Here is a 13,687-nt window from a genome sequence, read left to right as displayed (position 1 = left end):
ACCGTATAAATGAAGAACGAGATCGCGATTATTGGCATAGCTTGCCGATTCCCTGGAGCGCAGAATTATGAAGAATTCTGGGATAATCTGAAGGAAGGTCGTTCAAGCATTCAGGAGATACCGAAGGAGCGCTGGGACTGGAAGGAATATTGGGGCGATCCCCAAGGGAAGAACAAGAGCAACAGCAAGTGGGGCGGTTTTATACAAGACGCAGATGCCTTTGATCCGGGCTTTTTTGGTCTCTCAGCAAGGGAAGTGGAGGCGACCGACCCTCAGCAGCGGATTATGCTGGAATTATCGTGGTCCTGCCTGGAGGATGCCGGGATTCGTCCTTCACAACTGTCTGGGGACAAGGTCGGCGTTTACATGGGGGTCTTTAATTTTGATTACAAAGGATTGCAGGAGCAGAGCAATCAGACTATTGAAACCTATCATTCCATAGGGACAGCTTCGGCCGTAATTGCGAATCGGATCTCGCATTATTTCAACCTGAAGGGCCCGAGTTTTCCTATCGACACCGCTTGCTCAAGTTCATTCAACGCAATCCATTCCGCAGCCCAGTCCATACTTCTTGGAGAGAGCAACATGGCGCTTGTAGGCGGGATCAGCCTTATACTCACCCCTTCCCGCCATATTTCCTTTTCCAAAGCGGGCATGCTGTCCCCAACCGGATCATGCAAAACATTCGACGACAGCGCTGACGGTTACGTGCGCAGTGAAGGCGCAGGCGTCGTGCTGCTTAAGCCGCTGGTGAAGGCCCTGGAAGACGGGGACTCCATTTATGGCGTCCTGAAGGGAACGGCCGTTAATCATAGCGGAAAAACGCATACGCTCACCTATCCCAATCCGGAAGCTCAGGCGGATGTTATAGCCGAAGCCCATCGGAAAGCCGGTGTACCCGTGGAAAGCATCAGTTACATCGAAGCTCATGGGACCGGTACGCCCAAGGGAGATCCCATGGAGTTTCAAGGGCTTGTGAAAGCTTTTCAATTACTCCATCCGGAAGAGCCTCAAAAGCTGAACACCAATTACTGCGGACTGGGCTCGGTGAAAACGAATATCGGTCATCTGGAATCAGCGGCAGGCATTGCCGGGGTTATCAAAGTCCTGATGTCCATGAAATATAAACAGCTGCCCGGATTGCAAAATTTCAAAAAGCTGAACCACCGTATTTCAATCGATGAAAGCCCGTTTTACATGGTGGACAAGCTCAGGGAATGGAAGCTGCTTGAGAGCGAAGATGGACAGACCTATCCGAGGCGTGCTGGGATCAGTTCCTTTGGGTTCGGTGGAACGAATGCGCATGTCGTGCTTGAAGAAGCCCCCGCTGCCAAGAAAAAATCGAGCAAAAAGCTTCCTCAGTACGTAATCTGTTTATCCGCCAAAACAGAAGGATCGCTTCGCCAACGGGAACAGGATCTGGCACGCTGGCTCGACCAACAAGAACAGGACATCGCGCTTACGGAGGTTAGCGCAACCCTCCTCCTTCACCGGGAGCATTTCGGAGTAAGGTCTGCTTATGTTGTTAGGGATGTACGTGAGCTCCGGGAGAAGCTGCAGCAGGTAGTTGCTAAAAATGAGCCTGAGGGGTATTTCCACGATCGAATCCCTTTAACAGGGAAGAAGGAGGAGCCGCTCTTTGAACATCTGGGCAAGGTGCTTGTCACCGAGCTTCAATCCATCAAGAAGAGCAGTGTGCAGGAATACGGCAGTAAATTGATGGCATTGGCAGAATTATACGTAAAAGGGTATGAGGTGGACTGGAAGGCCATCTTCCCGGCCGAGAAGACACAGCATGTTCATCTTCCTACCTATCCTTTTGCCAGGGAGCGGTATTGGATATCCGAACCCGAAGAAGGTACCACGGATGTCAGCTTGGTATCCGAGGGTGCAGCAGCTTCCTGTATACACCCGCTTCTGCACCGGAACACGTCCGATTTCTCAGAACAGCGATACAGCTCAACCTTTTCGGGCGAAGAGTTTTTTCTGAGGGATCATATCGTGAACAATCAGCGTGTCTTGCCCGGCGTCGCTTATCTTGAAATGGCCAGGGAAGCTGCTTCGAGGGCCTCAGGACAATCAGCTGATGCATACTCGCCGATTCGGCTGGAACATGTGGTCTGGGCCAGGCCGATCACGGTTGGAGATCACCATGCTCATGTGAACATTGCGCTTTATCCAGATGAACAGGGCGATGTTTCCTACGAAATTTATAGCGAGCCGGAAGATGGCGTTGAAGAGTCTATTGTTCATAGCCAGGGCCATATCGTGTTGGATGCCGACTTGATTGGCGGGACGCCACAGGTGAACATCGATGGATTAAAAAAACAGTTTGTCAGACCCGATACTGCAATAGCGCAGTACTATGAGGTTTTCCGGCTTATGGGAATTCATTACGGACCTGCACATCAAGGGATTGAAGAAGTATATACGGGAGCAAGCGGAGTCCTGGCTAAGCTGTCGATTCCTTCCTCCATTCGGGGCACCGAAGATCCGTTTATCCTGCACCCCAGCTTAATGGATTCGGCCCTCCAGGTCGCCATGATTCTGATGCTTGGTTCGGACATGTTGGGTGTGTTGGAGGGCAAGTCTGCATCAAGGCTGTTCCTGCCTTTTGCACTGCAGGAGCTCGATATTGTACACGAATGCTCGTCAGTCATGTGGGCTCAGGTTCAGTATAGTCTGCAGGACACGACATCAGGAAAGTCTGAGAAAGTTGATATTGAACTCTATGACGGACAAGGAATGTTATGCGTCAGGATGAAGGGGTTATCCTGGAGGATACTCAGTAAAGAGGAGGCCTTGCTCAAATCCGGGGCAGGCACGGGCATGATCATGCTGCATCCCACATGGCAGGAACAGGACGTTGCGGCTCATGAGGTGTTATCCGGTTATGATGACCACTGTGTCGTGCTGTGTGAATTGGACGAAACGGCGAAGAAGAGTCTTGAAACGCAAATGGAGGGTGTCCGCATCCTGTCCTTGCAATACGAAAACGAAAAAACATAGAAGGACCGGTTTCAAGCATACTCGGGCAATCTGCTTGATGAAATTCAGAGTATTCTTAAAGACGGCTCCAAAAAGAACGTGTTCATTCAAATTGTCATTCCTGCGCAGGGGGAACATCGTCTGTTATCCGGTTTATCGGGACTTCTGAAGACGGCCAGGCTGGAGAATCCCAAATTCGTAGGACAGATGATCGAGATGGAGCCGCATGTATCGGCGGAGCGGTTGGTTGGCGTATTGAGGGAGAACCATTGCAGCCCGGAGGAATTTCATATTCGATACCAGGAAGGGAAGCGCTTCGTTAAAGGCTGGGACGTCATGGAGACACCGGCATTCGAAGAGAGCCCTCCTTGGAAAGAGAACGGAACGTACTTGATTACGGGAGGGCTGGGAGGTCTCGGGTTTATTTTTGCGAATGAGATCGCCCGGCACACGAAGGATGTGACCTTAATTCTTACCGGCCGATCTGCGTCCGGTAGCGACTCAGCGCTTCAACTGGAGCAATTAAGAACTCAAGGGGCTAGGGTGGAATACAGGCAGGTCGATGTGTCGAACTTCAAAGAGGTGGAGAAACTCGTTTGTAACATTGCCACCGAGTTTGGCGGGCTGAATGGAATCCTTCACAGCGCTGGCGTGATTAAGGATCGTCTTATTCTCAATAAAACAGCGGAAGAACTGCAGGCGGTGATGGCGCCAAAAGTGACAGGACTTGTCCATTTGGATCAGGCAACCAAGGATTTGAAGCTTGATCTTTTTGTCGTTTTTTCATCGATATATGGGGTTTTGGGCAATCCGGGACAGGCAGATTATTGTTCTGCCAATGCTTTTATGGACGCTTACGCTTCATACCGAAATGAACTTGTACGCGCGAACGAGCGAAGTGGGCATACGCTGTCCGTCAATTGGACCTTTATGGAAAGATGGCGGCATGCAGGTTGATGAAAAGTCCGCACAGATGATGAAACAGCGGCTGGGAATGGCCGCAATAGAGACACCTTCAGCTATGATTGCTTTCCATCGTGCATGGACGTCCGGTAAAGACCAGGTTCTTGTCATGGCAGGTAATCCTGAGCTGTTCTATGCCAAATTGACAGAGAAGCAAGTCGTGAAGCCTGCAGTTCGGTTACAGGCGTCGCTGCCAGCTTCGGACAATGACCATTCCCTTCAAAAGAGCGAAGAGGTGTTCGCGGAAAAAGCTGTACATTTTATAAAGAGACAGATATCAGCCGTCTTGAAGCTGCCCGTTCAGCGAATAGAAACGGATGCTCCGATGGAGCAGTATGGCATCGATTCCATCATGACCACGCAATTGACCAACGAATTGGAGAAAACCTTCGGCTCATTGTCCAAAACGCTATTTTTTGAATATCAAAATATACGGGAATTAACGGGGTATTTCATTACAGCCTACCGGGATCAATTGAAGGAGGTTCTGGGAGAGAGGGAAGATGCAGAGCCCATAGAACCTGCTGCTGTTCAGCAAGCGGAGCCCCCCCTTTCAATACAGGGAGAGGCCTTTCGGAACGTTGCCAGTCTCAGGCGTTCAAGGTTCTTGTCGCCAACCAGGAGCGAGCGGAACGAACGGACAACCGAAGCGATGGATATTGCCATCATCGGTGTGTCCGGACGTTATCCCGGCGCCGAGAATATCGGCCAGTTCTGGGAGGTGTTGAAGAATGGCAAGGATTGCATTACGGAAATACCGAAAGACCGCTGGGATTCCCAGTTGTATTTTGATGAGGATCGTAACAAACCGGGAAAAGCCTACAGCAAGTGGGGCGGATTTCTTCAAGGCGTAGACCGCTTCGATCCATTGTTTTTTAATATATCGCCGCGGGAAGCGGAAATGATGGATCCGCAAGAGCGCCTCTTTTTGCAATGCGTTTATGAAACGCTTGAGGATGCGGGATATACCCGGGAGAATTTGGGCCTATACAATGATTTTGGTCTGGAGGGAAATGTCGGCGTTTATGTCGGATCCATGTACCAGGAATACCAGCTGTATGGGGCTCAGGAACAAATACAGGGGAATCCTCTCGCGCTGCCCGGACTTCCGGCATCCATCGCTAATCGCGTTTCTTACTTTTGCAATTTCCATGGTCCGAGCATGACCGTAGATACGATGTGCTCCTCTTCCATCACAGCGATCCATCTGGCTTGTCAAAGCTTGCAGAGAGGGGAATGCCAGGCTGCCATTGCAGGCGGGGTCAACGTCTCGATTCATCCCAATAAATATCTCTACCTGTCTCAAGGGAAGTTCATATCCAGCAGGGGCAGATGCGAGAGTTTTGGCGAGGGAGGAGAGGGATACGTACCCGGTGAAGGCGTAGGCGCGGTGCTTCTTAAACCGCTGGCCCAAGCCATTGAGGATCGGGACCAGATCTATGGAATTATAAAAGCGACCGCAATCAATCACGGGGGGAAAACGAACGGATATACGGTTCCAAATCCCAAGGCTCAAGCGAGCGTAATTGGCCGGGCTATTAAGAAGGCAGGGATTGAGCCGCGGACGATCAGTTACATGGAGGCGCACGGCACCGGAACATCGCTCGGAGATCCCATTGAGATTGCCGGCTTGAACAGCATATTCCGGGAGTACACGGGCGACAAGCAGTTCTGTGCGCTCGGTTCGGCTAAATCAAATATCGGGCATTGCGAGAGTGCTGCGGGAATTGCAGGTTTGACCAAAGTGCTGCTTCAGCTTAAGTACAAGCAGTTAGTTCCTTCGCTTCATTCCCGCGTGCTGAATCCCAACATCGATTTTGCCGATACTCCATTTGTTGTTCAGCAGGATCTTGCCGATTGGAAAAGACCCGTGTTAGAAATAGACGGAGAACGGAAGGAATACCCGAGAATAGCGGGCGTTTCGTCCTTCGGAGCGGGCGGGTCTAATGCCCATATCGTGATTGAAGAATATATCCCAAGATACGAGAAACCTTCGCCAGTGATAGCAGATAGCCATTATCCGGCCATCATTGTATTGTCCGCGAAGAATCAGGAGCAGCTGAAGTTGCAGGCGCAGCGCCTTCTGGCGGATATCGCGGTCCAGCAGTATGAAGAATACAGCCTCATTGATATGGCTTACACCCTTCAAATCGGACGGGAAGCCATGGAGGAACGATTGGCCGTGATTGTATCCACGATGAGAGAACTGGTGGATAAACTAACGGATTACATCGAAGGTCGTGAGCATGGGGACGGCGTGCATTATGGCCAGGTTAAACGTAATAAAGATACGTTATCTGTATTTGCGAGGGATGAAGAACTGCAGGAAGCCATTGTTAAATGGATACAGCGCAGAAAGTACAACAAACTCGTCAGTCTCTGGGTGAAAGGGTTGAATGTGGAATGGAGCTTGCTATATGGCGAGAATCTCCCGCAACGGATCAGCCTGCCGATCTATCCGTTTTCTCAAGAGCGTTACTGGTATCCCCAAGGGAGTCATGATCGCCGTGATCGGTTGGACAGAAGTTCGGGAACGAAACAGGATGCAGCTCCTCCTGTCATCCCAAATCATCCGGTCGAGCGTAACATGTGCTTTTTGAACAAGACGTGGATACCTGCAAGCATAGAAACATCCCTTGATATGAGCAGGTTCGAGAATCAAACGATTGCCATATTGACGACCCGGGAAACGATGGAATTAGCTGCGCATGTGTCGAGACATTTCACACGCAGCCGGATCATTGATGTTCAGGATATGGCACAGGAATTTCATCAGACCGAGCGGGATTGGAAGCAATATGGCGGCTGTATCGACGTTGTTGGCTGCGGCAGGAATGGGACGGGGTTGACCGGGTGGATTCCCTGGCTTCAAAAAGTAATTGAGCATGCGGACGCAGGTGGTCTGGCACTCCTTAGTGTTACGCAAGGGCTGGAGTCATTTCTCAGTACCGAAGTGAATTTGTCGGGCGCTGATCGGGCGGGGCTGTATCGAATGCTGCAGAGTGAGTACAGCCGCTTGAGGTCACGTCATATGGATGTGGATGCAGCATATGATGTTCTTGCCCTAGCTGAGCAAATCGTCAGCGAATTCGCAGCTGAAAGTCAGGATGCGGAAGTTGGTTACCGGAGCGGTACGCGATATCGTGCAGCGCTGGATGAGTTGCAGGGCTTCGGCCCCGGCAAGGAACCGTTCGCTTTTCCAGAGGACCATGTACTATGGATCACAGGCGGGACGCGGGGAATTGGATACGTATGCGCCGCGCATTTTGTAAGGAAATACGGAGTTAGAAAGCTGGTTCTAACTGGACTGGAAGAGCTGCCTCCCCGAGAGGAATGGGGATTTTACAAGGGTCAGAATACGGCTGTGGCCCACAAAATTCAAGCGATCCAGGCTTTGGAAGCACAACAGGTAGAAGTGAGGGTCCTCTCCGTATCCCTAACGGATGAACGTAAGATGCGGCATAGCCTGGAAGCGGTTAAAAGCACGATGGGGCCAATTGGAGGCGTTTTACATTGTGCCGGCGTAATTGATTCGCATAATCCTGCCTTTGTAAGGAAGCCGGTTGAAGGAATCGAGCGGGTTTTTGACCCGAAGGTGGCGGGACTTCAAGTACTCTATGATTGCTTTAGACATGAAGCCTTATCGTTTTTTGTGCTTTTCTCGTCCGTTTCGTCAACGATTCCTGTTTTAGGTTCCGGACAAAGCGATTATGCCATGGCAAATGCTTATATGGACTATTTTGCGGCGAAGGAGAAGCATGCGAATCCCGTAATCAGTATCCAGTGGCCAAGCTGGAAAGAGGCTGGTATGGGCGAGGTAAGGAGCAAGGCTTATGCGCAGACAGGCTTACTGAGCGTCACAAATGAAGAGGGGCTGCAGCTGTTGGATCAGATTCTCTCCAGCAGAACAGAATCGGTGATTCTGCCGGCTGTTGTTAATCCGGAGATATGGAATCCTGGCATTCTTATGCAAAATGCGATTCAGGAGCGCCCGGAAGGATACACCGGATCGCAGCACGGCGGGCAAAAGGCAGTGCTGGTATCTCCCAAGCCTGGCGGCGATAGCCTATTAAATAAAACGCAAGTCTGGCTCGCCGAATTGCTGGCAGAAGAATTGAAAATCCCTTTCTCCCGGCTGGAGCTTGATACAGCATTTCAGGATTACGGCGTAGATTCGATTATGATCGCTCAATTACTGCGCCGAATGAATCAATTAGCCATGCTGGATCTGGAGCCAACTCTGCTATTTGAATATCCAACCATAGAATCATTGGCCGCGTGGCTTGTCAGTGCCCATCCCGCTGCCGTATCTCAGTTGCTTGGGTCTATGAATATGGAAGGTTATGAACACGAAGGGAAAGAATCTCCACCACAGGTACCAGCGGCTTCAGAAGATAGAAGAAGACCATCCAATAAAGGCATTCATGGAGTTATTTCTTCAGATATTGCCGTGGTAGGTTTGTCATGCCGACTCCCGGGTGCCGAGTCACTTGAAGAATATTGGAGGATTCTATCGGAGGGAAGATCAGCGATTCGTCAGGTCCCATATGAAAGATGGGGTTACTCCAGCGGCTTCTATGCGGGCACGCTGAATGACATTACAAGCTTTGATCACTCCTTCTTCCTGATTCCTGAAGCCGATGCCCAAGCCATGGATCCCCAGGCGTTAATGGTACTGGAAGAAAGTCTGAAGCTGTTATCTCATGCGGGATATACGATGCAAGAAATGAAGGGAAAGCCGACCGGGGTTTACCTCGGTGCGCGAACACAGCATCAGCCGGAAGAATCAAGCCTACATCAAGCACGTAATCCCATTGTGGCCGTGGGGCAGAACTATCTGGCTGCCAATATCTCGCAATTTCTTGACCTCCGTGGTCCAAGCGTTGTGATGGATACCGCCTGTTCTTCAGCTCTGGTAGCGATGAACATGGCCATCCAAGCGCTCCTTGCAGGAGATATCGATTCAGCGATTGTCGGCGGCGCAAGTCTGCTGACAACGGATCGTGCTCACAGAATATTCGCGCAGCGGGGAATTTTAAGTCCGGTGCAGGACTTCCATATGTTTGACAAGCGAGCGGATGGCGTGGTGCTGGGAGAAGGTGCGGGTATGGTTCTGTTGAAGACCGTGGAGCAGGCGCTTGCAGATGGCGACCGAATCTACGCTGTCATCAAGGGAGTGGCCGTTAACAATGACGGACGGACAGCAGGTCCTTCAACTCCGAATATCCAGGCGCAGAGAGAAGTTTTACAATCCGCGTTGCGCAAGAGCGGCAGGAAACCTGAGGAGATCAGTTATGTTGAAACCAACGGTTCCGGTACGACGGTGACCGATCTGCTGGAACTTAAGGCGATCCATACGATTTATCGGGAGTCGAGCACGATTCCGCTGGGGCTCGGGTCGATGAAACCCAATATCGGGCATCCGCTCTGTGCCGAAGGCATCGCGAGTTTTATTAAAGTGGTATTGATGCTGCAGCATGGACGATTTGTTCCTTTCTTATCTGGCCGAGAAGCTATGGCACATTATGACATAGAATCATCTCCGCTGTATTTTGGCAGAGAAAATACCGAGTGGACTCATGCTCATACATCAAGAATCGCAGCGATTAACTGTTTTGCCGATGGGGGAACCAACGCCCACGTGATTTTGGAGGAGGCTGCGGATTTGGCTCTCCAACGCAATACAAGGCAGCCTGTCCCACTTCCGGCGTTAAACAAGCAGCGGCTGTGGGAGACGCATGCCATGACGATACCAAGCAGCAGAATAGCAGCCGACGTTCCGCAAGATATTTTTTGGGAGAAATTCGACTAGGAAGGAGCCAGTGAGATGTACGAACAATTTAACCTGTCTGCAAAGAATCCGATTATCAGCAATCATAAAGTGTATGGACAAGAATTATTGCCTGGACTGGCTTATATTGATCTTATATATCAAGCTTACAAAAAAAATCACTATTCTTTCGACAGGCTCGAACTTCGTAATTTGAGTATTTTCAAGCCGCTTGCAACCGTCCCAGGCTGCTCTGTCAGACTTGGCGTTCATTGCAATGAAACCTCTGACGGCTTGTGGAAGATTCGTCTCGAAGGGCAGAATCAGCGTGATGGCATACTGGAACCGGAGACAACCTTGTACGCTACTGCCGAAATGTCTCTTATAGAACCGGTGTCGTATGATGAGACGTTGGACGTGAGCTCCGTGAAGCGCTCGGCAATCAGAGAGCTGGGCATATATGATTTATATGAAGAATACCAAAGCCAGGAGCTGGTTCATACCGGATTTATGAAGGCAGAAGGTCAGGTCTATGAACTGGAGGCCGCCGTGATTCTGGATCTTTCTATCGGACCGGACGCTCAGTCCAGCTCGCAAGAGTTCTTATTCCACCCTGCGCTGATTGACGGCAGCGGTGTTGGGGCCGGGAGAATGTTTGCGCCTGCCACTGAGCAGGAACAGCGATTATTCTTGCCTCTTAGTTATGCAGCGTTTCATGCATCAGAACCTCTTCAGCAGCGATGTATTACACGAGTGCAGAAATCCTCGGTGATCCATAAGAACGAATTGATGTTTTGGACGATGGAGTTTTTTAATCGGGATGGAAAAAAAGTCGGAGAATTAAGAAATTTCGCGGGCAAACTGGTCCGTGAAGCGGGACTGATCAATCCGGAACGGAAGTTGTCGTCTCCATCATCTCCGTGGCAGGAGCCTATAAGCGGAGCTCCGGCCACCTCCGATAAGATCACTCTCGATACGGGTGCCGCAGGTGATGCGGCACCCGTTATTTCTATCGAAAGGTTCCTGCGGCAGCTCATGGCAGATGTTTTGAATAGTTCCGCGGAGGATATCCACCCGGAGTCCGGTTACTATGAGATGGGATTGGATTCCCCGGGCTTGTTGGGGATCGTGAGATCGATTGAGTCCAGAATCAAGACCTCTTTATCGCCCACCTTGTTGTTTGAATACACAACCATTGCCGAGCTTTCTGCTTACCTGGAAGAGCATTATGCATCACAATTTAAGCAAATCGAAGCAGCATCAGAGCAATCCGTATCCAGATCGCCTTCCCATCCTGGATTCGATGACTTGCCTAAACCTTTAGCCCCTACTGCTTTGAGTTCCACTCCCAAGGAAAGGACAGCCGCCGATGACGATATTGCCATCATCGGTATGTCCGGCCGATATCCGCAAGCCAGAAACCTCCAGGAATTCTGGACGAACTTGCAGGAGGGAAAAGATTGCATAAGTGAGATACCAGAATCTCGGTGGGATCGGAAGCGGCTGGCCGGAATTAAATCGCCTGGCGGTAAAGAAATGTCCAAATGGGGTGGATTTATTGAAGATCCGGATTGCTTTGACCCCAAATTCTTTCGAATCTCTCCTCGTGAAGCGGAAACGATGGATCCGCAGGAACGACTGTTTCTGGAAACGTGCTGGGAGGCCATTGAGGATGCCGGATATACACCTAAATCATTGGTGACGCCTCGCGGGAAAAACAAGAGACGGAACGTAGGTGTTTTTGCCGGGGTGATGCACAAGGATTATTCCCTGGTGGGGGCAGAGGCGTTGTCCCAAGGGGAGGCGTTTCCACTCTCGTTGAATGCAGGTCCTATCGCGAACCGGGTTTCGTATTTTTGTAATTTTCATGGTCCGAGCATGACCGTAGATACACTCTGTTCTTCTTCCCTTACGGCTGTCCATCTGGCTATGGAAAGCATAAAACGCGGTGAAAGTGAAGTGGCTTTGGCGGGTGGTGTGAATTTATCTCTGCACCCGGCCAAGTATATGACCTATGGAATGTGGGGGATGCATTCAAGTGATGGTTACTGCCATACCTTCGGTGAAGGAGGCGATGGTTATGTGTCTGCAGAAGGCGTTGCTTCGGTTCTCTTGAAGCCTTTAAATAAAGCCATTGAAGACAATGACAGAATCTACGCGACTATAAAAGGCAGCGCCATTAACCATGTTGGAACTGTGAGTGGAATCATGGTGCCTGGTCCAGTGGCACAAGGGGAGGCGATTGCCGATTGCTTGAAGCAATCCGGCATTAACCCGCGGACGATTCGTTATGTGGAGGCGCATGGTACGGGAACCTCCCTCGGCGATCCCATTGAGATTGAAGGATTGATGAAAGCTTTTGGAAGTTATACCCAAGACCGGCAGTTTTGTTCGATCGGCTCTGTAAAATCAAATATAGGGCACGCGGAATCGGCAGCCGGGGTGATCGGTCTTCAGAAAGCAGCGCTCCAAATTTATCACAAAACCCTTGTTCCTTCGCTTCACGCTGAGGAATTGAACCCTTATATCGATTTTGAGCAATCGCCGTTCTATGTGCAGCGTGTCACCGAAGAATGGCAGCCATCCGTGATGATGGAAGATGGGCGGCAGGTTCGTTATCCGCGGCGGACAGCATTAAGTTCGTTCGGAGCCACTGGTTCAAATGCGCATGTGATTCTAGAAGAATACATAGATACCCAAATTCGAGGAGTTGCACGGACGAAGCGTGAGCAAGACCGGCCCGTGCTTGTTCCTCTTTCGGCTAAAAACAATGAGAGGCTTAAATCCTATGCCGTAGAGCTGCTCAAACATCTGCAAGGGCTGCCTATCCGTGAGAAAGTGCTGGATATCGAGCATACAGAGTCGCAACTTGCGGGCTTCTTGGAAGAGCGAATCAGGGGGATCTTAGCCGCGATCATTCATGTTGACGGAGAACTTATTGAAGCCAGTGTTCCATGGAGTGAATACGGAGTCGAACCCGTTCACATCCGACAGCTGAAGGACAAAATTCTGGAAGAATTCGCCGTTGAGATGGACGATAGGGAATGGGTTCAGAGTTGCACGATCGCTTCGGTTGCGGCACATCTTCTGGACGAGCATCCAGAACGATTGCGAGCCCAGAGTGAGGTTGCGGCTCATGACGAAACGATTGCCCAGGAAGCATGGGATCGGGAGCAGGACCACAATGTAACCTCCATAGAGGATGTGGCCTTTACGCTGCAGGTAGGGCGTGAAGCTATGGAAGTACGGGTGGCTTTTGTTGTTCGGGAGATTTCGGAGTTGATTAAGGGGCTTCAGGCTTTCCTGCAAAATAAAGATGTACTTGAACACGGCTATAAAGGGACGATCAAGCCGGATAAGGACACAGTTTCATTATCCTCTGCGAGAGAAGCAAATGAAGAATCCCTCAGCCAATGGATTCATGAGGGACGTATGGAGCATTTGGCTGAGTGGTGGGTTAAGGGAATCGAGATCGATTGGAATTTGCTCTATGGTGACAACAACAGAGCTTCCCGGATCAGCCTGCCAACCTATCCATTTGCACGGGAGCGCTACTGGATTCCTGTTACCGGTAAGCCGATCGCGCCTGCAGCGGAAGTGGGCATACACCCGCTGCTTCACAAAAACACGTCCGATTTCATGGAGCAGCGATTCAGCAGCAGGTTTACCGGACATGAATTTTTCTTGTCCGATCATGTTGTGAAGAAGCAGAAGATATTGCCGGGGGTGGCCTATCTTGAGATGGCTCGGATGGCGATGTTGCAATCGCTTGGCAAACTACCGGATCACCAGACAGTAATTCGCTTGAAGAATGTAGTCTGGGTTCGGCCAATCTTCGTAGAGGGGGAGCCAGCCATCGTGAATATTCGGCTGCTTCCCGAGGAACACGGAGGGATAGGCTACGAAATATATAGCACGCCTCGAGGGGATACCGGCACTGAATTTACTGTACACAGCAAAGGCCAT

The 13,687-nt window shown here is 50.6% G+C and carries 3 protein-coding genes and 1 pseudogene; all 4 read left to right on the top strand.

From position 1 onward, the window contains the following. Positions 1-9 precede the first annotated feature (9 nt). Positions 10-3,009, top strand: coding sequence for a type I polyketide synthase (locus tag PVOR_RS29310; RefSeq protein ID WP_052649303.1), 3,000 nt, complete (start codon positions 10-12; stop codon positions 3,007-3,009). Between the two features lie 78 nt (positions 3,010-3,087). After that, positions 3,088-3,945, top strand: coding sequence for an SDR family NAD(P)-dependent oxidoreductase (locus tag PVOR_RS29305; protein ID WP_052649302.1), 858 nt, complete (start codon positions 3,088-3,090; stop codon positions 3,943-3,945). After that, entirely contained in the window at positions 3,935-9,763 is a 5,829-nt protein-coding gene (locus PVOR_RS29300; RefSeq protein WP_052649301.1) for a beta-ketoacyl synthase N-terminal-like domain-containing protein, read from the top strand. Before PVOR_RS29305 ends, PVOR_RS29300 begins: the two co-directional genes overlap by 11 nt. Before the next feature lie 15 nt (positions 9,764-9,778). After that, a pseudogene (locus tag PVOR_RS32030) lies at positions 9,779-13,624 on the top strand (beta-ketoacyl synthase N-terminal-like domain-containing protein); the annotation flags it as partial. Between the last annotated feature and the right edge of the window lie 63 nt (positions 13,625-13,687).

The sequence above is a fragment of the Paenibacillus vortex V453 genome, assembly GCF_000193415.1.
GTDB classification, from domain to species: domain Bacteria; phylum Bacillota; class Bacilli; order Paenibacillales; family Paenibacillaceae; genus Paenibacillus_AQ; species Paenibacillus_AQ glucanolyticus.
Note: the sequence above shows the minus strand (reverse complement) of the source record. Positions and strands in the feature narration are given on the sequence as shown.